General features: G+C 46.0%; 24 protein-coding genes. 16 read left to right on the top strand and 8 right to left on the bottom strand.

Annotation, left to right across the window (positions count from 1 at the left end; all coding sequences use genetic code 11):
- Positions 1–6: 6 nt before the first annotated feature.
- A complete protein-coding gene (locus tag AYW75_RS03600) occupies positions 7–1,095 on the bottom strand; it encodes an aromatic ring-hydroxylating oxygenase subunit alpha (RefSeq protein WP_067095504.1) in 1,089 nt (362 codons plus the stop codon).
- Between the two features lie 189 nt (positions 1,096–1,284).
- Here AYW75_RS03600 and AYW75_RS03595 point away from each other — a divergent pair, with 189 nt between their 5' ends.
- The 3 genes from AYW75_RS03595 (at position 1,285) to AYW75_RS03585 (ending at position 4,701) form a co-directional block, all read left to right on the top strand.
- The gene (locus AYW75_RS03595; protein WP_067095500.1) at positions 1,285–1,992 is read left to right on the top strand and encodes a GntR family transcriptional regulator; all 708 of its coding nucleotides are present in this window, start codon (positions 1,285–1,287) and stop codon (positions 1,990–1,992) included.
- A 112-nt stretch (positions 1,993–2,104) separates the two neighbouring features.
- On the top strand, positions 2,105–3,436 hold the full coding sequence (locus AYW75_RS03590) for a magnesium transporter (RefSeq protein ID WP_067095497.1): 1,332 nt from the start codon (positions 2,105–2,107) through the stop codon (positions 3,434–3,436).
- A gap of 23 nt (positions 3,437–3,459) precedes the next feature.
- Positions 3,460–4,701: a mechanosensitive ion channel family protein gene (locus AYW75_RS03585; RefSeq protein ID WP_067095494.1), complete on the top strand. Its 1,242-nt coding sequence runs from the start codon at positions 3,460–3,462 to the stop codon at positions 4,699–4,701.
- 84 nt (positions 4,702–4,785) lie between these two features.
- Here AYW75_RS03585 and AYW75_RS03580 read toward each other — a convergent pair whose 3' ends face one another.
- Genes AYW75_RS03580 through rpe form a run of 4 tightly spaced genes read right to left on the bottom strand, consistent with a single transcriptional unit; the run spans position 4,786 to position 8,716 of the window.
- On the bottom strand, positions 4,786–6,819 hold the full coding sequence (locus tag AYW75_RS03580; RefSeq protein ID WP_067095492.1) for a TonB-dependent copper receptor: 2,034 nt from the start codon (positions 6,817–6,819) through the stop codon (positions 4,786–4,788).
- 43 nt (positions 6,820–6,862) lie between these two features.
- A complete protein-coding gene (locus AYW75_RS03575) occupies positions 6,863–7,306 on the bottom strand; it encodes a DUF2946 domain-containing protein (RefSeq protein ID WP_067095488.1) in 444 nt (147 codons plus the stop codon).
- Between the two features lie 58 nt (positions 7,307–7,364).
- Positions 7,365–8,045, bottom strand: a complete 681-nt coding sequence (locus tag AYW75_RS03570; RefSeq protein ID WP_067095485.1) for a phosphoglycolate phosphatase — start codon at positions 8,043–8,045, stop codon at positions 7,365–7,367.
- Positions 8,045–8,716: a ribulose-phosphate 3-epimerase gene (rpe, locus tag AYW75_RS03565; protein ID WP_067095482.1), complete on the bottom strand. Its 672-nt coding sequence runs from the start codon at positions 8,714–8,716 to the stop codon at positions 8,045–8,047. The genes AYW75_RS03570 and rpe overlap by 1 nt, the downstream gene beginning before the upstream one ends.
- Before the next feature lie 74 nt (positions 8,717–8,790).
- On the opposite strand from rpe, the gene AYW75_RS03560 reads away from it, so the two are divergent.
- Positions 8,791–9,762: a DUF3530 family protein gene (locus AYW75_RS03560; protein WP_067095479.1), complete on the top strand. Its 972-nt coding sequence runs from the start codon at positions 8,791–8,793 to the stop codon at positions 9,760–9,762.
- Positions 9,763–9,777: 15 nt separating this feature from the next.
- Here AYW75_RS03560 and djlA read toward each other — a convergent pair whose 3' ends face one another.
- Positions 9,778–10,569 carry a co-chaperone DjlA gene (gene djlA / locus AYW75_RS03555; RefSeq protein WP_067095476.1) on the bottom strand — a complete coding sequence of 264 codons (792 nt, stop codon included), beginning with the start codon at positions 10,567–10,569 and terminating at the stop codon, positions 9,778–9,780.
- A gap of 128 nt (positions 10,570–10,697) precedes the next feature.
- On the opposite strand from djlA, the gene AYW75_RS03550 reads away from it, so the two are divergent.
- From AYW75_RS03550 to AYW75_RS19100, 8 genes are read left to right on the top strand one after another with little or no spacing between them, the layout of a single operon-like run.
- Positions 10,698–12,962 (top strand): LPS-assembly protein LptD, encoded by a 2,265-nt coding sequence (locus AYW75_RS03550; RefSeq protein ID WP_067095474.1) that lies wholly within the window; start codon positions 10,698–10,700, stop codon positions 12,960–12,962.
- Positions 12,962–14,227, top strand: coding sequence for a peptidylprolyl isomerase (locus AYW75_RS03545; protein ID WP_067095471.1), 1,266 nt, complete (start codon positions 12,962–12,964; stop codon positions 14,225–14,227). The genes AYW75_RS03550 and AYW75_RS03545 overlap by 1 nt, the downstream gene beginning before the upstream one ends.
- Complete coding sequence (gene pdxA / locus AYW75_RS03540; protein WP_067095468.1) at positions 14,196–15,233, top strand: 4-hydroxythreonine-4-phosphate dehydrogenase PdxA; 1,038 nt, start codon at positions 14,196–14,198, stop codon at positions 15,231–15,233. The genes AYW75_RS03545 and pdxA overlap by 32 nt, the downstream gene beginning before the upstream one ends.
- Positions 15,234–16,028: a 16S rRNA (adenine(1518)-N(6)/adenine(1519)-N(6))-dimethyltransferase RsmA gene (gene rsmA / locus AYW75_RS03535; protein WP_067095465.1), complete on the top strand. Its 795-nt coding sequence runs from the start codon at positions 15,234–15,236 to the stop codon at positions 16,026–16,028.
- Between the two features lie 2 nt (positions 16,029–16,030).
- Positions 16,031–16,408, top strand: coding sequence for a Co2+/Mg2+ efflux protein ApaG (apaG, locus tag AYW75_RS03530; protein WP_067032093.1), 378 nt, complete (start codon positions 16,031–16,033; stop codon positions 16,406–16,408).
- An 8-nt stretch (positions 16,409–16,416) separates the two neighbouring features.
- Positions 16,417–17,232, top strand: a complete 816-nt coding sequence (locus tag AYW75_RS03525; RefSeq protein ID WP_067095459.1) for a symmetrical bis(5'-nucleosyl)-tetraphosphatase — start codon at positions 16,417–16,419, stop codon at positions 17,230–17,232.
- Between the two features lie 7 nt (positions 17,233–17,239).
- Entirely contained in the window at positions 17,240–17,560 is a 321-nt protein-coding gene (gene glpE / locus AYW75_RS03520) for a thiosulfate sulfurtransferase GlpE (RefSeq protein ID WP_067095457.1), read from the top strand.
- Positions 17,561–17,563: 3 nt separating this feature from the next.
- Positions 17,564–18,670 carry a tRNA nucleotidyltransferase gene (locus tag AYW75_RS19100; RefSeq protein WP_067095454.1) on the top strand — a complete coding sequence of 369 codons (1,107 nt, stop codon included), beginning with the start codon at positions 17,564–17,566 and terminating at the stop codon, positions 18,668–18,670.
- Here the strand turns inward: AYW75_RS19100 and folB are convergent.
- Both folB and tsaD read right to left on the bottom strand, forming a co-directional pair.
- Positions 18,667–19,020, bottom strand: a complete 354-nt coding sequence (gene folB / locus AYW75_RS03510) for a dihydroneopterin aldolase (RefSeq protein WP_067095451.1) — start codon at positions 19,018–19,020, stop codon at positions 18,667–18,669. The genes AYW75_RS19100 and folB overlap by 4 nt on opposite strands.
- Before the next feature lie 2 nt (positions 19,021–19,022).
- Complete coding sequence (tsaD, locus tag AYW75_RS03505) at positions 19,023–20,063, bottom strand: tRNA (adenosine(37)-N6)-threonylcarbamoyltransferase complex transferase subunit TsaD (protein ID WP_067095449.1); 1,041 nt, start codon at positions 20,061–20,063, stop codon at positions 19,023–19,025.
- A 291-nt stretch (positions 20,064–20,354) separates the two neighbouring features.
- Between tsaD and rpsU the strand changes: the two genes are divergently transcribed.
- The 4 genes from rpsU to rpoD all read left to right on the top strand — a co-directional run bounded on the left by rpsU (position 20,355) and on the right by rpoD (position 25,148).
- Entirely contained in the window at positions 20,355–20,570 is a 216-nt protein-coding gene (gene rpsU / locus AYW75_RS03500) for a 30S ribosomal protein S21 (RefSeq protein WP_067032111.1), read from the top strand.
- A gap of 140 nt (positions 20,571–20,710) precedes the next feature.
- Positions 20,711–21,157 (top strand): GatB/YqeY domain-containing protein, encoded by a 447-nt coding sequence (locus AYW75_RS03495; RefSeq protein ID WP_067032114.1) that lies wholly within the window; start codon positions 20,711–20,713, stop codon positions 21,155–21,157.
- 9 nt (positions 21,158–21,166) lie between these two features.
- Positions 21,167–23,194 (top strand): DNA primase, encoded by a 2,028-nt coding sequence (gene dnaG, locus AYW75_RS03490; protein WP_067095446.1) that lies wholly within the window; start codon positions 21,167–21,169, stop codon positions 23,192–23,194.
- A 109-nt stretch (positions 23,195–23,303) separates the two neighbouring features.
- Positions 23,304–25,148: an RNA polymerase sigma factor RpoD gene (rpoD, locus tag AYW75_RS03485; RefSeq protein ID WP_067095444.1), complete on the top strand. Its 1,845-nt coding sequence runs from the start codon at positions 23,304–23,306 to the stop codon at positions 25,146–25,148.
- Positions 25,149–25,334: the final 186 nt, after the last annotated feature.

The following is a 25,334-nucleotide window of genomic DNA, read 5'->3' as shown; positions in this document are numbered from 1 at the left end:
ATCGCCTTAGAATGAGATCGTTTGTAATGGCACTTCGTTGGACGCGATCTTGCTTGCATTTTCAGCTTTAATAATACGCTCGATCACGCGACGAGACTGCACACCACCGGCATCAATATTTAGCTTCAGAAGATCGTAATCAGGGAACGCTTTTAAGTTTGCTTGCTGACGCTCTAGTACTTCTAAATCTTCTTGGAAAATGCCGCCTTGGCCTTCACGAATATTGTCTGTTAAAGCCTGATCATCGGCTTTAAAATTACGTGCCATCCCCCAGAAGTACCACATCGTGTCTTCTGTTTCAGGAGTAATAAAGTCGACAACAATGCTCCCAGCCTTCTTTTCTGACGGTGCATCAAAACCACCATGACCTTCGAGTGCGACACCTACGTCAATCATGACATGAGACGGTGGTGTAAAACGGCAGCGCTGCCAACGATCGACAGACGCGTCTTTTGGCAGACCGTTCGCTTCCAGTGCTGCTTGCCAAAATGGTGGTGCTTTAATGCTTTCCATAGTGCGACTAGTAATAACCTCATCACCGTTAACCGTAGTATCTACTGGTGATTCATCAATTTCTTTCTGACCAATGCTAGACGCGTGCACATAGGTTTCGTGGGTCAAATCCATTAGATTATCGATCATTAAGCGATAATCACAATGAATATGGTACAAACCACCACCGTAGGCCCACTCAGAACTATCAGCCCACTCTTGTACAGGAATCAAACTAGGGTCAGCTAAGTCTTGGTCACCTGGCCACACCCAAATAAAACCGTAACGCTCTTCCACTGCAAACGATTTCATACATGGGAACCCTTGAACACGCTGCAAAGGCATTTCTTTCGTTTCACCGTCAGCACCCATTTTCAAACCATGATAACCACATACCAACAAGCCATCTTCTACATAGCCTAGCGACATGGCTGCACCACGGTGAGGACAAAAATCTCGCACAGCGGCAACTTCGCTGGCTGATGGACGGTAAAATGCGATGCTCTCGCCACAGACTTTGCGACCCAAAGGTTTCTCTGTACCGATTTCGTCAGACATCGCTGCGACATACCATGTATTTTTTGGGAAAGTTGGCTGGCCCATACAAATCTCCTATTTGTTTATTTTTGTTCTGTATGGATCCAATATAGTCCTATTTAGGGAGTAACACTCATTAAAAAAACGCATAAATGGATCCAATAAATAGATATTAATCGAAATAAAGTAATACTTTTACTTTATGAATTGGTTTAAAGCATAATATTGGATCCAATTAAGAATTAACTTAACGCTATGCAAAAGACCCAATTGAATGTTGTCACTTCTCTTCGTCAAATGATCCTCGAAGGCGAATTAAAAGCGGGGGCGCGCTTGGCAGAAATCCCGACATCAGAGAAACTAGGGGTTTCACGTACCCCTGTTCGCATTGCCTTTCGTGCTTTAGAACAAGAAGGCCTACTTACTAAGCTGCCCCGTCGTGGTTACGAAGTGCGCTCTGTCTCAACCGAGGAAATCATTGGTGCGGTAGAAGTGCGTGGCGTACTGGAAGGTTTGGCAGCTCGACAAGCGGCGGAACGAGGGATGAGCGAAGATCAACAAAAAGCCTTAGCAGCACTATTAGAAGAAGGCGATCGAATCTTAGCCGTTGATGAATTGACTGAGTCCGACCTTGAACAATATCAACAAATGAACAAGCGTTTTCACGATATTGTCATTGAAGCCTCCCATAATCCTGCCATCCATGCCGCATTAAGCCGTAACGAACATTTGCCTTTTGCTTCCGCCAGCGCATTAGCATTCGATAAAGCACATATGTTGCGTGAAGCCAAACGCTTTGAATTTGCACACATGCAACATCACCATGTGTACCATGCTATTGTAAATGGCCTAGGTACTCGTGCCGAAGGCATCATGCGCGAACACGCCAATGCGACTCTTGGCTACATAAATAGCCCACGAAATGCTGACCAATTAACAGTGATAAGTGAGCATGACACTTAAACCACCTAAAAACGCTCTAAATACAACGTTTTATGGACATTTAGCTGATTGATTCTAAAGATGAATTCACTCACACTGACAGCATTAAAAAAGATGTATAAGGGGCCAACCCGTGTCCAACCCGATCGCAGAACTGATTGAACTACTCACTCAAGAGAACATTTCTACTACAGCCATTAATCAGGCCATCAGTTCGATGCCCCCCGATGATGTCGCTCTTGCACTGGAATCGATTCCAGTCGCCCAACGACGCTTTGTTTGGGACAGCATTAAACAGACGAATCGGTTAGATATCTTGGTAGAAATGCGTGGTGAATCACGCTTACTTCTATTAAAAGAATTAAACGAATTTGAAATAGCAGAGCTCTTTTCAGACGTAGATGCAGAAGATCTATTAGAAATAGCCGATTCTTTGCCCGATGCAATGATCGACATTGCACTGCAAAAGATGGACGCCAAGCAACAGGATTACTACCGCCAAGGTGTCACCTATGAAGAAGATGAAGTCGGTCGCTGGGTCGATCACGATCTATTGGTCGCCACACAATCCATTCGCGTATCAGAAGCCATGCGTTTATTCCGCCGCACCACCGCAGCGTATTCAAACACCATGTATTTGGTTAACAGAACAGGACGCTGGGTTGGGTGTGTACACTTAAAAACTCTTCTAAATGCACAACCCCATGAGCATGTCTCTGAATTAATGGAAGAGGATTACCCGTTTCTTGAAGCACAAACCGATGTCATAAAAGCAGCAGATTTACTTGAAAAAAGCGAGGTCTCTGCACTACCTGTGTTGGATGAAAACCATTTATTAGTGGGTCGCTTTCATGCAGGCCATGCTTTAGAAGCCCGCCGTTTAGAGCAAGAAGCCGTACAGATGTCGAACACCGGCCTTGATGAAGACTCTGATTTGTTTTCACCCGTTCGACGCAGTGCTACCTCACGTGGTTTGTGGTTAGGCATCAACCTACTGACCGCATTTATGGCCTCAGCTTTCATTGGCTTATTTGAAGCAACACTTGAGCAAGTAGTGGCCTTAGCTGTTCTAATGCCAATCGTGGCATCGATGGGCGGTATTGCAGGCAGTCAAACATTAACCCTGATTGTTCGTGGTTTGGCCTTAGGGCAGATCACCCGTGCCAACTTAGCCTCGCTACTGAAGAAAGAACTTCAAGTGGGCGGCCTAAATGGCATTGTTTGGTCATTGAGTATAGGGGCTGTCGTCTCTTGGTGGTTCCAAAACCCACTGCTCGGATTGGTAATTGCACTGGCTATCGTTATTAATATCTTAATGGCTGCACTTTCTGGCGTCATAATCCCTGTGGTATTGGATAAACTCAAAATCGACCCAGCTTTATCAGGCTCTGTAATTTTAACAACGGTAACGGATATTGCCGGTTACATCGCTTTCTTAGGCTTGGGTACATTGTTATTACTGTAAAGAACAGCACATAAGGACCTTAAATGAACTGGACTTGGGAAGAGATTCAACCGTATCTAGGTCTTGGCGATGAGCCTATGCACTGGATCGTAAAAATCTTCATCATTGTACTTGCGACACTGGTGATAAATTTTGTCATCAATAAATTGCTACTTCGTCTCGATGATAAACTAAAGCAAACACGTAACCCTTGGGACAACATGGTAGTCGAGTCAGCTCGGCTACCGATGCGCCTTTTAATTTGGCTAATCGGTTTCAGTATTGCCGTTGAAATTCCAGACGCAAACTTTGATGAGAACATTACTGAGATTGTCCTTAAAGTTCGAGAAGTGGGTGTTATCGCAATTTTTTCTTGGTTCCTATTACGCTGTGTAAAAGGAGTCGAACGCGCACTGACAACAGGGCATGCGACCAAAAAACCTGTTGATTACACCACCGCAAACGCTATTAGTAAGCTTTTGCGTGCGGCCGTTTTTATCACAGCGGCGCTCGTGATATTACAAACACTGGGCTTTAGTGTCTCTGGTGTTTTGGCTTTTGGTGGTTTTGGTGGTATCGCTGTTGGTTTTGCAGCGCGTGATTTACTTGCTAACTTATTTGGCGGTTTAGTGGTTCACTTAGACAGGCCTTTTTCAGTTGGCGATTGGATTCGCTCACCAGACCAGAACATTGAAGGTACCGTCGAGAACATTGGCTGGCGACAAACGCGCATACGTACATTCGACATGCGTCCTCTGTATGTACCCAATGCGACGTTCTCAACTATTTCTGTAGAAAACCCATCACGTATGTCACATCGCCGAATCAACGAAACCGTGGGGGTCCGCTACGTTGATTTTAGTAAACTGCACGACATTGTTGCTGAAATTAAAGAAATGGTCGGTAATCATGATGAAATTGATAGTGATCAAATTTACATGGTCAATTTCAATCAATTTGGTCCGTCTTCACTCGACTTCTTCATCTACGCCTATACAAAAACCACGAATTGGGCCAAGTTCCATGATGTGAAACAGGATGTATTATTTCAAGCGATGAAAATCATTGAAAATCATGATGCCGAAGTGGCCTTCCCGACTCGTACTTTGCATTTATTTAATGAAAACGAAGTCGCTGACGAGGTGGAAGCAAACGAGCAAGCAGCTGAGTCTCAAAGTAGCTCTCAATCAACAGAAACAAGCACTAAAGGCAAAGGTGGTAAAGCCGCCACCAGCCAAGCTCGATCTGCTAAGGTTGGCGAAGTTGATGGCGATGGGGACGCCTAGTCCCATCATCAAATTCTTAACGTATCAAAAAGGGGCATCACTGATGCCCCTTTCTCGTTTAAGTGCTCCTAAACCTCACAACCCTTAGAACTTAGCCGCAACACTCGCCCATACGGTACGTCCAGGCTCATTAAATGATGTATCCGCAGGGTAACCGAACGCAGAGCTACCAGCTTTATTCAAGTGTTCGGTGTACTTACGATCGAAAAGATTATCAATGCCTGCACTCAAGGTCACGACGTCATTAAAGCGGTACTCACCATTAAGATCGATGGTGGTAAACCCTGTCGATTCAGCAAAATCATACCCCACAACATTGCCTTTATCTTTGGCAATACGGTCTTGTTTCGCAACTAAACGCAACACAGAATTAATGGTCCAGTCTTGCTCATCGTAGGTAATGCCTAGTTTGGTTTCCAACGGTGCAATCTGTGGCAACGGCTCACCGTCTGTACGGTTTCTGCCCCACGCATAAGCCAAAGATGCATTCGTACTCCAGTTGTTGGTCAATTGGTAACGAGCACCTGTTTCAGCCCCTGCAATATACCCATCAACATTACCTACTTGCGTCATACCCGAATAATCAAAGATGGCGTAATCGTCAACTATCCCCGCATAAGCAGATGCCCACCAAGTCATTGCGTCTTGCTGATAGTTTATACCTAGATCTAATTGCGTTGTCTGCTCTGGTTGAACGCCTGCAAACGCGTTGACATCGCCTGACAAGCTGCCATTGCTTGGCTTCATTTCCCAGTAATCTGGGAAGCGTTCCACATAGCCAAGACCAATATAGGTACTCGCAGGTAACGTTTTAAGATCACTTTCTAGACGAATGAAACCACTGATTAAATCTTCGCTACGCTCTTGGCCAGCCGTTGCTGTTGACATTAATTCATCTGTTGCTGTCACATGATCAACGCGCAATCCAGTAACCCATTGCTGCGTATCATTCGCAAACCACGTTAGCTCTGAGAACAACCCCGCTTGATAGCTGCTGTAGTCCACCAGGGTATTGGCGGTATTAATACCGCGACGATGTTCTTCTTGCTTAGCATCAATACCGACAACCAAAGAGTAGTCACGCCAATCCCAAGTAGAAGCCACACGACCACTTCTTGTACGACGATCTAATTCCATTGCCATCGGCATACCACCCATGCTCATTCCCCCCATACCACTCATCGGTGCTGGATTTCGCAAGGTAAAGTTATCCATAATATGATCGGCATAGCCATAATTATACTGAGCTTCTAATTTGCTCCAGTTACTGCCTAGATTGCGCTTCTCAAAACGTAATGCTGCTGTTTCCCGCAGGAACTTGGTGCCATCCATGGAGCGGCCAGCATATTTCGATTCGCCATCGCCACGACTTACTTCCAACTCTAGTAGTGTGTCTTCATCAGGCGTCCAGCCTATGGCAGCATTGGTATTCCACTTATCCCATTCGGTTGGCACTACTTTGCCGTCGCCATCCTCATAATCGTCGGACTCCGACGCATTAGCACCAAGACGTAAATAACCTTTTTCATTACCAACTGCGCCTTCAAAAAAGCGGTCTAAACGACCATTCGAGCCAACCAGTGCACGAGCCTCAAATCGCTGACTTTTTTCAGAGAAGTCTTCCGTCTCACGATCAAAGCGAACGGTTGCAGCAGAACTCCCCGGTCCCCATAGTACGGCTTGTGGGCCCTTTACAATGGTCACTTCATCATAGGTGTAAGGGTTAATATAGGCGCTTGGATTATCCATGCGGTTCGGACAAGCACCTGCCATTTGCGCACCATTGGTCAAAATGGCTAGACGCGAGCCAAACATGCCACGAAAAGTCGGATCACCATTCGTACCACCATTTCCTACTGCAGAAAAGCCTGGAATTTGCGTCAAAACTGTCGCGCCATCCGTAGCAGATTGCAGAACAGGCGTTTCGCTTAACTGGACACGGGTCGTGGACGGTGCCGTAAGTTCTGGGGCCGAGACCACAATGGCATTATTTAATAGCCGTGTTTCTTGGGCCGTTGCCTGATTAGCCAACAGTAGTGCCATTGCTAAAGGCGCTAGAGTAAATAGACGCGTGCTGTTCTGTGGACGTGTTTGTCCACAAGTTTGATGATTCATCATTCTTGAGTTCTCTAAATCAGTTTAATAAAAGTAGGGAGTTGAATTAACTGTTTAGAGGCGGCGGGGCGCGATTAGGGGCATGCAAAAACAGCGCATCGGAGACATGAGCGCTGCGAATAGAGGCAACTTCTCCGGACAACGCAGGCAGGGTAACCGACGCATACTGCGGGATGTGATGACTTAAAAAAGGAAAGTGTTGTACTAATGAACAGTATTCACACTGCTCGTACCACATGTGCTCGTGGTCAGCGCCATGATGCCCCATGCTAGACGTTTGTACGTCATCGCCACAAACCCAACTTGGCGATAGCGAGGAAGAATGGGGATCGGCATTCAGCTGACCCACTAACGGACCAAAGGTTAACAACAACATGGCCAACAGGCCCATGCGTGCTAACGCTACCGCTCGATAAGCAAAATGCTTCAACATACCGTCCATTCCACAACAAGGCGCAGGGATTTTAAGCAAAAAAAATGGCAACTTCATGCCTAAATCCGCACAAACATTACCATTTTCTGATGTAGGTCGCTTCTAAGGCCAGTTTTTACATCAATAATTCCGCTAAATCATCGATCAAGGCGTCGGCTTCAAGCTCCGTCAAATCAACGCCGTGATTATAGCCGTATGTTACCAGCGCCACTTTAAAACCTGCGGCCTTCGCTGCACGATAATCTGCTAACGAGTCGCCAATCATTAAACACTTTTCAGGCAAGGCTTCGATATCTTCCATGCAATGCTGCAATGGCATCGGCGAGGGTTTTTTCTCGCTTAAGGAATCACCGCCCAGCATCCAACTAAAGTAGGTTGAAATACCAAAATGATCCAATAACGGCTTAATAAACAGACTTGGCTTATTCGTCACTAACGCAATTGGCACTTTTTGATATTTAAACGCTTTAAGCAAAGATTCTACATTTGCGTAAAGCTTTGACGCTTCAGCAAGATTATTGAAGTATTCTTTTAAGAAAACTTCATAACCTTCTTCATAGCGATCCTCTCCCAACCCAGCCCATTCCATGGCTTGCTGCACCAGTTTAGCGGAGCCATACCCTACCCAACCACGCACGCGTTCTTCTCCAGCGGGCGTCGCACCAAGTGTCACTAAGCTCTTGTCTATTGCCGCGGAGATGTCTGGCACACTGTCGACCAAGGTACCATCAAGATCCAAACACACCAGCTCAGGCCAACCATCAAACAGGGTTTTAAAATGTCTCGGAGTTCTCATTACTTAACACCAGCTAACTCGGCACGCATTTGATCGATCACGGCTTTATAGTCGGGTTTATTAAAGATAGCCGAGCCCGCCACAAAGGTATCAGCACCCGCTGCAGCTATTTCTGCAATATTTTTTTCGCTCACACCACCATCTACTTCAAGGCGAATGTCGTAACCGCTTTCATCAATCAAACGACGTGCTTCACGCAATTTGTCTAACGTTGAAGGGATAAATTTCTGGCCACCGAAGCCTGGGTTAACCGACATTAGTAGAATCATATCTACCTTGTCCATAACATATTTCAGGCCATCAAGCGGTGTCGCAGGGTTAAATACAAGACCAGACTTACAACCTCCTTCGCGAATCATTTGTAATGAGCGATCGATATGTTCACTGCCTTGTGGATGAAACGTAATGTAGCTGGCACCGGCTTCAATAAAGTCACCAATCAAACGATCAACAGGCTTCACCATTAAATGGACATCGATATCGGCTGTCACACCATGATTTCGTAATGCTTTACATACCATTGGACCAATCGTTAAGTTGGGTACATAGTGGTTATCCATGACATCAAAGTGAACGATATCAGCACCCGCTTCCAATACGTTATCTACTTCTTCTCCTAAACGAGCGAAGTCAGCTGATAAAATAGACGGCGCAATTAGAAAGTCTTTCATATTTCTCTCCGGCAGTGACAGAATGTTGTTTGCGCAATATTCTAACAAGGCCGATTGCATAAGTATTGAATACAATGAAGAAAATAACGCTGGCCACTTGGCTTTTATTGCTCAGCCCTGCTTTGTTATGGGCTGAGGGGGAAGAAAACGAAACGTCTCCAGATGCACCTGCGGGAGCGCCTTCTGTAATACAGAGTGATGCGCCACGGGTCATGCCGACACCACAACAAACTCGTATCGCAGGACTGGTCAATCGCCTCAGTGAAAACCACGCTCATGAAGTTGAGACGCTAACAGCTGAAGGCCAAGAGTTCTTAGGGCTTTTTAGGGAGTCCGAAACGGGTGATCCACAAGGTTGTGTGATCATTTTACATGGCGATCATGGCCACCCTGATTGGCCTCAAGTCGTTTCGCCGCTCAGAGAAAAGCTCACTCAGCACAGCTGGTGCACGTTAGCCATAGAAATCCCCGACATTCGTAATCGCGCAACGCCTGTTCAAATTCAGCCTGAGGCCACCCAAAATAATCAAGCAAACGATGCATTAGAGTTACCAAATGAGGCAACCGTATTCGCACGTATAGATGCAGCCGTAGCATTAACTCAAGATAAGGGCTATAGCCAAGTTACTTACCTTGGTTACCGAACTGGAGCTGCATATGCTTTACGCTACACCGCAGAAAAAGGGACTACCAATCAGGCTCTGATTCTCATTGAGCCGCGAACATCGTTACCTGTGAGCGAATACGATCTGGCTCAAAATATAGAGCGTCTGCGTTTACCGGTGCTAGATTATTATTTCAACCGAAATACGCTAGTAAAACGCTTTGCCATCTACCGCCAAACGGCTGCTAACAAACGCACCAATCGCTCTGTCGCCTATACTCAAATCGATGCATTACCTGATGCTCGTTATGATCCAGCAGGAAACAAACGCTTGGTACAGCGTGTTTGGGGATTTTTGAAGCAGAACACGAACCAGCAGAGTCAAAGAAAAGAACTGCCTGAATTTGATAAAGACTTGTTCTATGAGAGCCCAATCGATTGATTGGGCTCGACCAGATTACTTACGAGATTTCTTGATCATTTCATAAGCTGACTGGATTTCTTGGGTGCGCTCTTTAGCAAGCTCTATCATTTCGTCAGGTAACCCTTTCGCACTCAATTTATCTGGGTGGTTTTGACTCATCAACTTGCGGTAGGCTTTTTTGATCTCGTCGTCAGTCATACTTTCATTGACGTCTAACACATCATAGGCAGCTTTAAGTAAACCTGGAGAAGACTCACCTGACTGACCTTGACGTTGATAGCCTTGGTGAAAGTGAGACTGACGCTTAATCTGTTCATGAATACTGTTGTATTCCGTCTCAGACATTCCCAATTTGATACAGATTTTCTCAATTAAAGATTTTTCCTCTAAAGAGAAGTGACCATCGGCATACGCAGACAACAATAACACCTCAATCAAAGAGCGACGTAACATGCCACCACCAACCACTTGGCTAAAGCGGTTTAACACAGCATCATCGTCAAAGTTTTCCGATTTACCCTGATTAAACAGCTCTTGTGCTTGGCGCTGCGCTTCTGGCGACAAGCGTAAACGCTGCATCACCGCTTTAGCCAGTTGGATTTCTTCCTCTGAAACACGACCATCGGACTTCGCCAATCGCCCCATCATTTGAAACAACGTCTGGAAAAATACTTGCTGCTGTTCCAGCAAAGAAGCCCCCGTGCGACGGTATCCTGAACCCGCTCCTTTCACTCGGTCAATGAACATACCGATAAAAAAACCACCAACTAGGCCAAAAAAACCGCCAAACAATAGGCCGACGATCGATCCAATCCATTTCCACATAAAGTATTTCTCCGAATCGGTAGCCCCTTAGGGGGCGCATAGATTATTATTTGTCGCCAATATGGACCGACACAAGTGCAGCGCCTTATATTCGCGCCAGCACGCAAATGAGATTTAGTATACTCCGCATGCCAAAGCATTTACGTTACTACGCACTATTATTTCAAAGTCTTTTCATCTTGCCTATGGCTGAGGCAAATGAATGGGACTGGGTACCTCGCGAATCACTAAGCGAATCACAACAGGCAACACTTGGCCAATATTGCCGTGGTGCTTACGTCGATAGCTGGCAGGTGGTCGATGGTGACAATACACACTTGCTCGCGGATCTGATCTATCGCGATGAGCAAGGCACTCTGTATATGGAAGGTGCCGCCACATTGCGGCAGCCCCTATCAGAATTGGATGCCGATACCATTAAAGGCGTACCGGGAGATTATTACCAAGCCCAAGGCAATGTTGCGTTACGCTCTAAAGGCCAAGTTATCAGAAGTGACAACGCTTTTATCAGTACCGCAGAAGGTAATCAGAGTGCACAATTTGATAATGCTCGTTTCCTTGCGCATGATAGCCGCTTAAGAGGGGAAGCGGGGCAAATCGCACGAAACAAAGAAGGCCTGATTTTTATTAAAGAAGGCTTTTACACGACCTGTGAACCCGGTGAAGAAAGTTGGCAACTGTATGGTTCTAGCATTGAGCTTGACACTGACAGGGGGTTCGGTACCGCCAAGCATGTTCAAATTCGCGTTTACGATGTGCCTATTTTCTACTTCCCTTGGCTGCGCTTCCCATTGGATCAACGTCGTCAAACAGGCTTTTTGTTTCCCAGCTTTGGCTTTAGTGGCAAACAGCTAACCTTGTCAACGCCCTACTATTTGAATCTTGCCCCCAATTACGATGCGACCATCACACCTAATTTGGTGATTCCAATCGTCTCTGAGGATAGCAATGACAAAGACGACAGCGGCCAAGGCTTCGATATAGAACTGCGTCATCTAAGTGAATACGGCAAAACCCAGTTTGAACAATCTTCTTTTTACGATAACCATGGCAATGAAGGTACTCTGCGTAAATTCACCAGTGACCAACAATTCACTCAAAGCTTTGGTATTGGTGCTTACCTAGAAGATAACCCCACAGAAAACGTGGAACCGGACGTTAACAACACCAGCATTCAAGAAGAAGACAACTACGAGCGCCGAGGCTATGCTCGCTATAATCTGGGAAACTTTAGCTCGAATGTTCAAGTTCGACGCTTCCAGACACCCGATCCAACAGAAGATAAACCATTGGAATGGTTACCTCGTTTGAGCGCCTCTTATCGCTACGCAGATACTCGCTACAGCTACCGTCCAGATGTTGAATTTACTGACTTCTATGAGCCGGATAAAGAAGGCTCTGATGGCAAACGTATGGTCTTAAACCAAGATATCAATATCAGTACAGGTAATGCTTGGGGCCAAGCAACAGCCGGCGTGTTACACCAATACCGTGACTACAGCTTGCATAATTACGATACCAATCAAGACAAAGATACTAGCGTCAACCACCTGTCTTATTATTTAGACACCAGTGTTGTATTCGACCGTCGCTTCAATACAGATTGGCGTCAAACATTAGAGCCGAGGGTCAATTACTTATACGCACCGTATGAAAATCAGTCTGACATTCCAGACTTTGACGCGAATGAAATGGAAATGACTTACGGGCAAGCCTTTTCTCATCGTCGCTTCAGCGGTAACGATCGAATCGGGGATACAGAGCAAGTCTCACTGGGTATAGAAAGCCGTCTTTACAATGGCAACAACGTAAACCGTTGGACATTCCAAGGTGGGCAGGTATTTTATTTACGTGATCGCAAAGTCGGCATTGATGGTGACACAGGAAACATTGTTGACAGCAGCCATCATAGCCCAGTGCTAACCACAGCCGCTTACAACGGCGATAATTTCACACTGGCAAATCATTTTAACTATGATTTTGATGAAGATCGTGTAGATCTTGCGCAAACTGCTTTGAAATACAAGCCAAACAATGGCTTTGTCTTTAATCTTAGTTTCTCATACCTTTATGATGACAACGAAGCCGACATGACGAAACAATCGAGTTTTGGCACTATCATCCCGATTAATGAAAACTGGCATTTCTTCCATCAACAATCCTATGATTGGATAGACAAAGAGCAGACCGCTCAGGTGGAAGGATTTGGTTATGAAAATTGCTGTATCAAGACATCGTTTAGCTACCAACGCTGGCGTGATAATGACGGGCAGTTTGACGAAGGTATTTTCCTACAATTTATTTTACGTAGTTTAAGTGATGTGGGGCGAACCAATTCGGATATCGACACTATCGCAGACGACTACTGGAACCAAGGCAAGGTCGGATATTAATGATGTATAAGAAGTTTATTTGCTCACTGTTAGTAACATCCGCAGCGTGGACAGCCGCGCCTGTTATTGCGGAACCTGTGAAAATTGACGGTTTAGCAGCAGTCGTTGATGCTCGTCCAATTTTGGAGAGTGATGTCGATGCCCGTTTCCAAGTGGTCAAAGACCGAGTGCCTGGCGGCAGGCTAACTGACACCATTCACCGTCAAATCGTTAACCAGCTGATTGAAGAAGCTCTGCAAGTAAATTACGCACGCAAGCAAGGTATTCGAGCAAGCACCTCAGAAGTTGATCAAGCAATAATGAGTGTAGCGTCCAATTTCAACACAGATATCAATGGCCTAAGACAACTACTGGCGAATCAAGGCGTGGATTACAAACGCTATCGCCAACAAATTGAAAATGAAGTCTTGATCAGCAAGGCGCGTCAACAAGTCACTCAGTCTCGTATTTCTGTCACTGAACAGGAGATTGAAGACTTCCTTCTAAATCAACAAGCAAACGGCCAAAATCAAGCAGAATTCCATTTACGTCACATTGTTGTTCGTGCATCAGATGTCGCGGAAGCACGAGCGCAAGTTGAAGCGATTGCGGATCAAATTGGTTCAGAGCAAGATTTTATTAATCAGGCTATTGCCAACTCCCAGGGCCAATTTGCGATCGAAGGTGGCGACCTAGGCTGGCGTAAAGCGAATGAGCTACCGCGCTTATTCACTCAAGCGGTTAGTTCACAAGAAGAAGGCACCTTAGTCGGCCCACTGCAAAGTAATGCAGGCTTTCATTTATTGTGGGTGATTGAAAAGCGTTCACAAGATGTCGCTGTTCAGCAAGAGACAAAAGTCAGCCACTTGTTATTACGTCCAAACGAAATCCGTAATAATAAGCAAACGCGCGAATTGGCTGAACAACTTCACACTCGTTTAGAGCAAGGCGCTAACTTTGCTGACTTGGCGCGTGAGTACAGTGAAGACCAAGGTTCAACCCTTCAAGGCGGTGACTTGGGCTGGGTAACACCTGCAACCATGGTGCCTGAATTTGAAGAGATGATGAACAAAACCCCTGTGGGCAGCATCAGCAAACCGTTTTTATCTCAATTCGGCTGGCATATTCTTGAAGTGGATGGCCGTCGTCAAAACGATATTAGCGACCAAGTAAAACGTCGTAACGCAGAACGAGCAATCATGGCTCAGAAACAAAGCTTTGTGTTGGATAACTGGTTATCTGAGCTTCGTGCTGATGCGTTCATTGACCGTAAAAGTGATTCTTAAGGGAGTAAACACCGTGAGTCCACGTATCGCGATCACTTCAGGTGAACCCGCTGGCATTGGTCCTGATATCATTCTGTCTGCGCTGCAAGATGAATTTGCTGCGCAGTTAGTAATCGTCGGTGATCCCGACCTTTTTCGCAGCCGTGCGACAGAGTTAGGCTTAAACATTGAGGTTATCGTTCGTGATAATCTTAACGACCTAACAGAACACCAAGCAGGTACACTACAAGTATTGCGTACCCCATTGGCAAATTCCGTAACTGCAGGCGCACTAGACGTTGCTAATGCGCCGTATGTACTCGAAACCCTGCGCATCACTGGCCAAGGCTGCATTGACGGCGACTTTGACGCGGTGGTTACGCCACCAGTTCACAAAGGCGTTTTGTGCGAGACTGGCGTACATTTCTCCGGTCACACGGAATTTTTCCAAGAGTTATGCAGCAGCCCTCAAGTCGTTATGATGTTGGCAAGTCAAGCCATGCGAGTGGCATTAGTCACCACGCACTTGCCGCTAAAAGACATCCCTGCAGCCATCACGCCAGAAACGATCAAAACGGTAACCCGCGCCTTGCACCACGATCTAAGAACCCGCTTTGGCTGCGACAATCCGCGTATTTTAGTCTGTGGGTTGAATCCTCATGCAGGGGAGGATGGGCACTTAGGGCACGAAGAGATCGATATCATCATACCGGCCTTGGAAAGCTTACGCCAAGAAGGGATAAACCTCATAGGCCCGCTTCCAGCAGATACTTTGTTCCAGACAAAATACCTAGATCAGGCTGACTGCGTGTTGGCCATGTATCACGATCAGGGGTTACCTGTGTTAAAGTACTCTGGATTTGGCAATGCGGTAAACATCACCCTTGGCCTACCAATCATTCGAACGTCCGTTGATCACGGCACGGCTCTCGATCTAGCGGGAACCGGACAAGCAAGTGATGGCAGCTTAAAAGTTGCCATTGAACATGCCATTACCATGGCAACCAACGCCCAAGAAAGTACTTAAATGAGCAAACCACAGCCCCACAAAGCGCGTAAACGCTTTGGTCAAAACTTCCTTCATGATGCCGGCATTATTCGTCGCATTGTTGCCTGTATCGCGCCGAAAGAAGGACAACGTATCGTCGAAATCGGTCCCGGTAAAGGTGCGCTCACAGAGGGCATCATCAGTGCCACTAAACGCATGGATGTGGTGGAGCTTGACCGTGACTTAATCCCGATTCTACGAGTTAACTTATTCCGCTATCCAGATTTAACCGTACACGAAGCCGACGCGATGAAATTCGATTTTTCAACGCTCGCCACCGAAGGCAACATTCGAGTAGTCGGTAACCTACCCTATAACATCTCGACACCGTTGATTTTCCACCTACTTAGCTACGCTGAGAAAATCGACGACATGCACTTTATGCTGCAAAAAGAAGTGGTCGTTCGTTTAGCCGCACGTCCTGGCGACAGCCTCTACGGCCGTTTGAGTGTTATGGCACAATATTACTGTCAGGTTGAGTCTCTGTTTATTGTGGGCCCTGAATCGTTTGATCCACCGCCAAAAGTGGACTCAGCGATTGTACGTATGACCCCTCACAAGACTCGACCATTTGTTGCACAAGACCTTAAGACACTTGAAGATACGGTACGTATTGGCTTCCATCAACGTCGTAAAACACTGCGTAACAACTACAAAGGCGTATTGAATGACGCTGACTTCGATGCACTTGGTATTGATCCAAGTTTGCGTCCTGAACGTTTAGATGTGGAAGACTTCGTCAACATCGCCAACTTAGTATGTCAAAAGGACTAACCATGCAGTCGGAGCACGATATCGTCGTTACCGTTCGTACGGAATTTTTACCTGAGCAGTCAGTTTCCGAAGATGATCGTTTTGTGTTCGCTTATCACATCACAATAACCAACTGCGGTACTGAAGCGGCAAAGTTATTGTCTCGCCATTGGGTCATTACCAATGGCAATGAAAAAGTACAGGAAGTAAAAGGCGCTGGCGTTATTGGTGAATACCCTTACCTAGCGCCAGGTGAGTCTTATGATTACAGCAGTGGTACGGTACTGGATACTGTGGTTGGTGTGATGCATGGCAGCTATCGTTTTCTAAGCGATGACGGCACGGAATTTGACGCACCGATCTCGCCTTTTACTTTAGCGGTACCCAATCAAGTACATTAAGGTTTGATATGTCTACCTACGTCATCGGTGACTTACAAGGGTGTTTTACGCCACTGCTAAAGCTGCTTGAACAGATTCAATATAATCCTGAAGTCGATCACCTTTGGTTCGCAGGCGATTTAATTAATCGCGGTAAAGAATGCCTAGAGACCCTACGTTTTGTAAGTTCTCTAGGGGAAAAAGCCAAAGTTGTTTTGGGCAACCATGATTTGCATTTATTGGCCGTTGCACATGGCTTTGCCACCCTAAAACGTGGTGATACCTTGGTGAATATTCTACAAGCCAGTGACCGCGACGAGCTTATGGCATGGCTAAGACAGCAGCCGCTGTGTCATTACGATGAGCACTTTAATGTCATCATGACACATGCGGGCGTACCTCCTTGCTGGGATATTCAAGACACGCTGCGCTTAAGCAATGAAGTCGAAAGCATGCTGCGTTCCGAGCAACTAGAGGATTTCCTTCAGGTCATGTATGGTAATAAGCCAAACGTATGGTCAGAAGATTTAATCGGTATGGATCGTTTAAGAGCCATCACAAACTATCTAACCCGAATGCGTTTTTGCCGTGCTGACAGCAAGCTTGACCTAAAGTCTAAAGAAGGTCCAAGCACCGCTCAAAAGGACTATTTACCTTGGTTTCAATTACCTAGCAAACTCCCTAGCGAGACGCGCGTAGTATTTGGACACTGGGCAGCCCTGGAAGGTATCACTAATGCATCAAACATCTATGCATTAGATACAGGCTGTGTCTGGGGTGGTGCGTTAACGGCACTGCGACTGGAAGACAACCAACGCTTCAGCACTCCTTGTAAATTAGCCTGAGAGAACCATGAGCACATATTCTTGTATTGATATCAACGACGCCCTACCCCTTCTTGAAAATGACGCTATTGTTGTAGATATTCGCGATACAGCAAGTTTTGAAGCGAGCCATATGAACACAGCGATTAGCCTTAACAATGATAATGTTCAAGCATTTATCGCCAGCACGAATAAAGACATGCCTGTTATCGTATGCTGCTACCATGGCAACAGCAGTAAAGGTGCAGCTGAATTTCTTGCCAGCCAAGGTTTTGGTGAAGTCTACTCACTAAATGGCGGCTTTAGTCAGTGGAGTGCCATGTATCCCGAACAGTGTGAGCAGGGCTAACTCATGTTGCATACTGTTTACCTAGTAGGCGGCGCCGTTCGCGATGAGTTATTAGGCCTACCTGTAAAAGATAAAGATTGGGTTGTGACAGGCGCAAAGCCAGAACAAATGCTAACTCAAGGCTATCAGCAAGTGGGTAAACAGTTCCCTGTCTTTCTACACCCAGATACGAAAGAAGAGTACGCGCTCGCGCGCAAAGAGCGTAAGCAAGGTATTGGCTACACAGGTTTTGTCTGTGACTTTGCACCAGACATTCGCTTAGAAGAAGACTTGGAGCGTCGAGATTTGACCATCAATGCCATCGCTAAAAGCGATGATGGCACTTTAATTGACCCCTTCAACGGTCAACACGACATTGCCAAGCGCACACTGCGCCATGTCTCTGACGCGTTCATTGAAGACCCCCTAAGGGTCCTGCGAGTGGCTCGATTTATGGCACGTTTCGCTGAGTTTGACTTTCAGATTGCTGCAGAAACCAAAGCCTTAATGAAGGCCATTGCGGATTCAGGTGAGCTTAGCAGCTTAACGCCAGAACGCGTCTGGCGCGAAACTGAAAACGCTTTAAACAGCCCTCACGCTCACGTCTATTTCGATGTATTAAAAGAAGTGGGTGCTTTAAACGATCTCTTCCCTGGCATGGTGTACCACACACAAACACTGTCAACACAATGGGATAAACACAGCCGCTGGAGCTTAATTACGGCCGATACGCCTATTATTGCGTTGTCAGAGCTGAACGCACATTTACGTGCACCCAATCAATTTTGTTGGTACAGCCAACAAGCTCGAGCTTTTATTGAAGCCAATGCATTGCCTTTGTCGGCGAGCACTTGGGAGTCATGGCTCGCAAGTGTGTCGGCCGTCAAAAAGCCGCAACCCTTTGAAAAGCTGGCACAAGTTCTAGCTCATTTAACTCAAACGGATGCTGCTTATTGGTTAGAATTGCGTTCGAACATCGCCAAAATCAATGCCCAAGTTTTGATTAAACAAGGTTTTAGTGGTGCGGAGTTGGGACAAGCTTTAAAGCAAACGCGAGTTGAAGCACTTGAAACGCTGGTTAACCCGCTGTTGCTCAAAGCAGAAAACCTCAGAGAGGCGTTAGCCGATTAGGCGCTACGGCGAATTTTGACACCAACCGCTCGAGCTGATGGCACTGCACCGGGCTTACGCAATGTCATTGTGATTGATGTCAAACCAAAACGCTCAATCAATACCGCACAAAGGCGCTCCGCTAACGTTTCAATCAATTCGAATTGATGCTCTTTACAAAAGCTAGTAATGGCGTTTGAGATTGCTTCATAGTCTAGCGTTTTATGAATATCATCGTTTGCAGCTGGCACACGGTTATCGTGCTCCATCTCAATGTCAAACACCAAGTCTTGCCAAATAACTTTTTCCCACTCGTAAACACCAATCACGGCTTTAGTGTGAAGGCCTTCAATAAATACGATGTCTTGCATGGTTACACTGCCTCAGTAATGTCTGGCAAATCGGCCAATGGCCAACGGGCACGAATAGAAAGATTAAGGGGAGATCTTTGGCCCGCTAACAAACGCTGAGCCCCAGCGTAAGCAATCATTGCCCCATTATCAGTACAAAACTCTGGGCGCGCATAGAATACGCCGGCATTAATTTTCTCCAATTGCGTTTCCAGCTGTGTTTGCAAACGCTTGTTTGCACTCACACCGCCCGCAATGATCAACTGATTTAAGCCCTCTTGCTCCAAGGCACGACGACACTTAATAACCAAAGTGTCGACCACGGCCTGCTCAAACGCTAACGCAATGTCTGCTTGAAACTGATCATTAAACGCTTCACGGTCCAATGCATCGTGCACCGCGGTTAAAAACGCGGTTTTAAGGCCGCTAAAACTGAAATCTAATCCAGGTCTATCTGTCATCGGACGCGGGAATTTAATACCCGAGTTTGGATTACCTTGCTGTGCAAGCTTGGCAATGTAGGGGCCACCAGGGTAAGGCAAACCAATCATTTTCGCCGCTTTGTCGAATGCTTCGCCGGCGGCATCATCTAAAGACTGACCTAGAAGTTTGTATTCACCAATCGAATCCACACGAACAAGCTGTGTATGCCCACCAGAGACCAGCAATGCAACAAAAGGCATTTTAGGCTGCTTTTCTTCTAGCATTGGCGCTAACAAATGGCCTTCCATGTGATGCACACCCAACGCAGGGATCCCTAGAGCATACGCCATCGAGTGACCGATTGTTGCACCTGCCATTAAAGCGCCCACTAAACCTGGCCCAGATGTATAAGCAACAGCATCAAGATCCGACTTCGTTAATTTGGCATCCTCAAGCACCTCATCAATCAAAGGCAGCGTTTTACGCACATGATCACGAGAGGCCAGCTCCGGCACAACGCCACCATACTCAGCATGCTGAGCAATCTGAGTGTAAATTTTATGGGTCAGTAGGCCTTTATCGGTGTCATAAATGGCAATACCGGTCTCATCACAAGATGTTTCTAAACCTAAAACTATCATGGTATTCCTACACAAGTGTTAATGCCGCCATTGTACCCAATCTTGATCCACTTAGCAGTCACATTGATGAAAGCATTGGACATATTCGATTAGATCGCATACACTACCGCCCGATTTAATCGTTTAATTAAAAGGCAGGTGATTTTTTATTATTGTCCCCTACATGATGGGACACACTGTATAAGCCACACATTAGGGCTCATACCAATTTATTTTATGAAGAAAAATCGGTATGATTCGCGCCGTTTTGTGTTTACTAAACGAATTAAACTCTTTTATAGGTAATTAGATATGCCACAAGTTAAAGTTAAAGATAACGAACCATTTGACATCGCTCTACGTCGCTTCAAGCGCTCTTGTGAAAAAGCAGGTGTTCTTGCTGAAGTTCGTCGTCGCGAATGCTACGAGAAGCCAACAACTCTACGTAAGCGCGCAGCAGCAGCTGCTGTTAAGCGTCACGCTAAGAAAGTATCTCGCGAGCAGAAGAAATTCCAACGCATGTACTAGGCAATTGCGAGTTGCAGTTTAGCAACTAACGCATTGCAGTAGAGTCGAAAAGCTTTACGATACTAAATCGGCTAGTTCTACAACTAGCCGATTTTTTTTGTTTCAATAACCTGATTTAACCATTCCAGAGGAAGACCCCCATGTCAGAATTGAGAAAACAGATCTCCGATACTCTAAAAGCTTCTATGCGCGCTAAAGAAAAAGAGCGCGTTACCGTAATCCGTACCATCCAAGCTGAAATCAAACGTGTTGAAGTGGATGAGCGTATCGAAGTTGAAGACGATCGCGTACTGGCAATTCTTGATAAAATGGTTAAACAGCGCAAAGACTCTTTCCAACAATTTACCGATGGCGACCGCGCAGATCTTGCCGAGATTGAAAAGAAAGAAATGGACATCATTGCCGAGTTCCTACCTCAGCCATTGAGCGACGAAGAAGTGACCGAAATCGTTAAACAAGCGATTGCTGAAACAGGCGCTACCAGCATGCAGCAAATGGGCGCAGTAATGGCCATCGTTAAGCCACAGGTACAAGGTCGTGGTGACATGTCTGTTGTGAGCAAGCAAGTTAAAGCGCTTTTAGGCTAATACAACACTATGTCGGGACGTATTCCAGATCAATTTATTGATGAGCTACTGGCTCGCACAGACATCACTGATGTTGTTGCGTCCCGCATAACCTTGAGAAAAACCGGGCAAAATTTCTCAGCGCTGTGCCCTTTTCATAACGAAAAGTCTCCCTCCTTTAGCCTTAACCCTAACAAACAGTTTTATTATTGCTTCGGCTGCGGTGCAGGCGGTAATGCGATTTCGTTTGTTATGGAGCATGATCATTTAGATTTTGTTGACGCAATTGAAGTGTTAGCGAAAGACGCGGGACTTGAAGTCCCAAGAGATCAGGGTGCACCAGATCGTTATGAGCAAAATGCAGAGCTGCTAAAGCGTTTAAGCGAAAGTGCTACCTTTTTCCAAGAACAACTGGTGAAACACCCTACCAAGGAAAAAGCCCGTGACTACCTTGCTAAAGAACGCGGTCTCACCGGACAAATTGCGAAAGTGTATGGCATTGGTTATGCACCACCTGGGTGGGATAATCTACTAAAATCGATTGGCAACCATCGTGCTGAACACGAAGAACAGCTGCTACACGGCGGCATGCTAATCGAGAAAAAAGAACAATCCGGACACTATTATGACCGTTTCCGTGATCGAATCATGTTCCCGATTCGCGATAACCGCGGACGCGTAATTGCCTTTGGTGGACGTGCTTTTGGCGACGAGAAACCCAAGTATCTAAATTCACCTGAAACACCTGTTTTCCATAAAAACCAAGAACTATACGGCCTTTACGAAGCCAAACAAAACACTCAAACGCTAGACCATATTATTGTGGTCGAAGGCTATATGGATGTCATTGTACTGGCTCAATACGGCATCACCAATGCAGTTGCGACCCTAGGTACATCGGTCAACAGTCAACATTTTAGAAAGCTGTTCAAATTGGTTGATAAAGTCACTCTGTGTTTTGACGGTGACAAAGCGGGGCGCTCAGCCGCCATTCGCGGCCTAGAAGCTACCTTGCCGGTGATTCAAGATGGCAAACAGGTACGTTTTTTATTCTTACCTGAAGGCGAAGACCCAGACTCTCTTGTTCGCAAAGAAGGCTCAGATGGCTTTATAACGCTCTTAGAAGACTCATCATCCCTTGCCCACGTACTGTTTGAACATGCTCGATCCTTAGTTACGCTGGCAGATGAAGAAGGTGAGGCTCAATTTACACAAAACGCGATGGCGCTGATCCAGAGCATTCCAGTCGAAAGCACCTTAAGGTCTTTACTGGTCAAGCAGCTGTCTGAGCAATCTGGTTTAAGTTCAGATACGTTAACGGCTAATGCGCCAATCCCAAGACATCAAGAATACTCGTCACAAAATAGTGATGCGCAAGCCCCCACAAGTAGCAGCCAATACGACCCTTACGGATACGATGATGGCTATGCGCCAATGGATTATCCCGAGGATGATTACACCCCTTATCCTGACGAAGCACCTATTCCACACTACAGCCCCAAAGGGGTCAGTGGGAGTAAAACGTTCAAAGGAAAGGGCCAATCCAAGCAAGGAAAATGGCAAGGTAAAGGTAAGTGGCAGAACAATAATGACCGCGAGCAGTTTGCGCCAATGTCGCAACAACCACGCTTAGGGCGTATTGCTCATGCCACACTTTGCATATTGATGCATCCTGCTATCGCTCATGAGATCGAAGTGCCAGACCCCTTGTTGACGGGCGATACCCCTGAACGACAAGCATTTAGCCGAGTGTGGCGCTATTTTGCTAAACACCCAAACAACAATACTGGGCATTTTTTATATCAAGAGCGCAATCAAGATTTATTGAACACTGTTTATGCCCTGCTAAACCACCCTGATGCCACCACAAAGCAGCAGCTCACCAACGCTAAACAAGAAGTTTTAGACATGGTTGCAGAACAATCTGATGCACTTGGTTTAAATTCTAGTATCCAACGGTTGAAAAGTCGTGGCAATGACGCCATTAACAACCCTGAAGCACAGCAAGAACTACGCGCATTGATGGAACAGTTACGCAAAAAGAAGTCTAAATTTTGACTAATTATTGCCCAATGTAATCGAGAATATCTGGATAAAATCGGAAGATTTTGTTATAATACGCGGCTTGCTAATCTCCCAAACGAATTTCTAAACGATAGGTTGTCGAATGCCAGACACTCAACAGTCACGTCTTAAAGAGCTGATCGCCAAAGGTAAAGAACAAGGTTACTTAACTTTTGCGGAAGTTAATGACCATCTACCTGATGACCTTTCTGATCCAGAGCAGGTTGAAGAAATCATTGCCATGATTAATGACATGGGCATCGTGGTTTCTGAATACGCGCCTGATAAAGAAAGCCTTCTTATGGAAGAAGGCGACTCAACCGATGACGACGCAGCTGAAGAAGCTGCTGCAGCACTTGCTGCTGTAGAAGGTGATGTAACCCGCACCACCGATCCTGTACGTATGTACATGCGTGAAATGGGTACTGTAGAACTGCTTACTCGTGCCGGCGAGATCGCTATCGCTAAGCGAATCGAAGAAGGCACGCGTGAAGTAATGGCAGCGTTGTCTTACTATCCAGGCGCTGTCGATGTATTGATCAACACCTACGATCGAGTACTTGAAGAAGAAGGTCGCTTAAGCGATATCTTTAGTGGCTTTATTGATGGTGATGGCGAAGAGCCAGTATTTGAAGAGCTAGAAGAGCCTGTTGTAGAAGCGACTGAAGACGACGCTGATGACAGCGACGACGAAGAAAGTGACGACGATGATGATAGCGAAACTGAAAGCGGTCCTGATCCAGAGGAAACAGCTTTACGTTTTGGAGAGATTCGCCGTACTCATCGTGAACTGCAAGCACTGCTTGAACAACACAGCTACGATCGTAAAAACCCAGATGTGATGGCTAAGCAAGAAACACTAAGCATCATGTTTGCGCCAATCAAACTTGCACCAAAACTGTTTGATGAGCTAATTGATCGTGTTCGTTCACGTATGAGTAAACTGCGTGAGCAAGAACGTCTAATCATGCAACTTTGTGTACGTAAAGCAAACATGCCTCGTACCGAGTTCTTGAAGCGCTTCCCGAACAACGAAACGAACCCGACTTGGATTCAAGAGCGCATCGAAGCAGATGTAGCCTACTCTGAAGGCCTGCGTGAAAACGAAGCTGAGTTTATGCGTTGCCAACGTAAACTACGTGGCATCGAGAAAGATACTGGCTTAACGATCACAGAGCTAAAAGAGATTAATCGTCGTATTTCGATCGGTGAAACTCGTGCACGTCGCGCTAAGAAAGAAATGGTTGAAGCTAACTTACGTCTGGTTATCTCGATCGCTAAGAAATACACCAACCGTGGTCTACAGTTCTTGGATCTTATCCAAGAAGGTAATATCGGCCTAATGAAAGCGGTTGATAAATTCGAATACCGTCGCGGTTACAAATTCTCTACCTACGCGACATGGTGGATTCGTCAGGCAATCACTCGCTCGATCGCAGACCAAGCCCGTACGATCCGTATTCCTGTACACATGATTGAGACGATCAACAAGTTAAACCGTATCTCTCGTCAAATGCTACAAGAAATGGGCCGCGAAGCTACACCGGAAGAATTGGCTGTTCGTATGGACATGCCTGAAGATAAGATCCGTAAAGTCTTGAAGATTGCAAAAGAGCCAATCTCAATGGAAACACCAATTGGTGACGACGAAGATTCGCACCTAGGTGACTTCATTGAAGATGATGGTGCCGTATCACCAAGTGATACTGCGACTAGCGAAGGCTTGAAAGAATCGACAACGATGGTTCTTTCTGGTTTGACGGCACGTGAAGCGAAAGTATTGCGCATGCGTTTTGGTATCGACATGAACACTGACCACACCCTAGAGGAAGTGGGCAAGCAGTTTGATGTAACACGTGAGCGTATTCGTCAGATTGAAGCGAAGGCATTGCGTAAATTACGCCACCCAAGCCGCTCTGAGCATCTACGCAGCTTCCTAGACGAATAGTCATCTAAGAAAAAGCCATTTTAAAAAGCCCCTAGTAGTGTTGCTACTAGGGGCTTTTTTTGTCTATGAGCCTTAGTTTTTTTGTTGTAATACTTCCCACTTGTCGCATTTTTGTCATACACTGAAAATATGCTCAAGGTTAAGAAGCAAGTAAGCTTGTCTGATGTTAGTGAATGCCGTTAACGA

The organism is Marinomonas atlantica (genome assembly GCF_001639725.1).
GTDB classification, from domain to species: domain Bacteria; phylum Pseudomonadota; class Gammaproteobacteria; order Pseudomonadales; family Marinomonadaceae; genus Marinomonas; species Marinomonas atlantica.
The sequence above is the reverse complement of the archived record's forward strand: the minus strand, read 5'-3'. Positions and strand labels throughout refer to the sequence as shown.

Excerpts from the sequence above, each read along its gene's own strand:
- AYW75_RS03600 (WP_067095504.1), bottom strand. The coding sequence starts at position 1,095 with ATGGGCCAGCCAACTTTCCCAAAAAATACATGGTATGTCGCAGCGATG.
- AYW75_RS03595 (WP_067095500.1), top strand. The coding sequence starts at position 1,285 with ATGCAAAAGACCCAATTGAATGTTGTCACTTCTCTTCGTCAAATGATC.
- AYW75_RS03585 (WP_067095494.1), top strand. The coding sequence starts at position 3,460 with ATGAACTGGACTTGGGAAGAGATTCAACCGTATCTAGGTCTTGGCGAT.
- AYW75_RS03580 (WP_067095492.1), bottom strand. The coding sequence starts at position 6,819 with ATGATGAATCATCAAACTTGTGGACAAACACGTCCACAGAACAGCACG.
- AYW75_RS03575 (WP_067095488.1), bottom strand. The coding sequence starts at position 7,306 with ATGAAGTTGCCATTTTTTTTGCTTAAAATCCCTGCGCCTTGTTGTGGA.
- AYW75_RS03570 (WP_067095485.1), bottom strand. The coding sequence starts at position 8,045 with ATGAGAACTCCGAGACATTTTAAAACCCTGTTTGATGGTTGGCCTGAG.
- rpe (WP_067095482.1), bottom strand. The coding sequence starts at position 8,716 with ATGAAAGACTTTCTAATTGCGCCGTCTATTTTATCAGCTGACTTCGCT.
- AYW75_RS03560 (WP_067095479.1), top strand. The coding sequence starts at position 8,791 with ATGAAGAAAATAACGCTGGCCACTTGGCTTTTATTGCTCAGCCCTGCT.
- djlA (WP_067095476.1), bottom strand. The coding sequence starts at position 10,569 with ATGTGGAAATGGATTGGATCGATCGTCGGCCTATTGTTTGGCGGTTTT.
- AYW75_RS03550 (WP_067095474.1), top strand. The coding sequence starts at position 10,698 with ATGCCAAAGCATTTACGTTACTACGCACTATTATTTCAAAGTCTTTTC.
- AYW75_RS03545 (WP_067095471.1), top strand. The coding sequence starts at position 12,962 with ATGATGTATAAGAAGTTTATTTGCTCACTGTTAGTAACATCCGCAGCG.
- pdxA (WP_067095468.1), top strand. The coding sequence starts at position 14,196 with ATGCGTTCATTGACCGTAAAAGTGATTCTTAAGGGAGTAAACACCGTG.
- rsmA (WP_067095465.1), top strand. The coding sequence starts at position 15,234 with ATGAGCAAACCACAGCCCCACAAAGCGCGTAAACGCTTTGGTCAAAAC.
- apaG (WP_067032093.1), top strand. The coding sequence starts at position 16,031 with ATGCAGTCGGAGCACGATATCGTCGTTACCGTTCGTACGGAATTTTTA.
- AYW75_RS03525 (WP_067095459.1), top strand. The coding sequence starts at position 16,417 with ATGTCTACCTACGTCATCGGTGACTTACAAGGGTGTTTTACGCCACTG.
- glpE (WP_067095457.1), top strand. The coding sequence starts at position 17,240 with ATGAGCACATATTCTTGTATTGATATCAACGACGCCCTACCCCTTCTT.
- AYW75_RS19100 (WP_067095454.1), top strand. The coding sequence starts at position 17,564 with ATGTTGCATACTGTTTACCTAGTAGGCGGCGCCGTTCGCGATGAGTTA.
- folB (WP_067095451.1), bottom strand. The coding sequence starts at position 19,020 with ATGCAAGACATCGTATTTATTGAAGGCCTTCACACTAAAGCCGTGATT.
- tsaD (WP_067095449.1), bottom strand. The coding sequence starts at position 20,063 with ATGATAGTTTTAGGTTTAGAAACATCTTGTGATGAGACCGGTATTGCC.
- rpsU (WP_067032111.1), top strand. The coding sequence starts at position 20,355 with ATGCCACAAGTTAAAGTTAAAGATAACGAACCATTTGACATCGCTCTA.
- AYW75_RS03495 (WP_067032114.1), top strand. The coding sequence starts at position 20,711 with ATGTCAGAATTGAGAAAACAGATCTCCGATACTCTAAAAGCTTCTATG.
- dnaG (WP_067095446.1), top strand. The coding sequence starts at position 21,167 with ATGTCGGGACGTATTCCAGATCAATTTATTGATGAGCTACTGGCTCGC.
- rpoD (WP_067095444.1), top strand. The coding sequence starts at position 23,304 with ATGCCAGACACTCAACAGTCACGTCTTAAAGAGCTGATCGCCAAAGGT.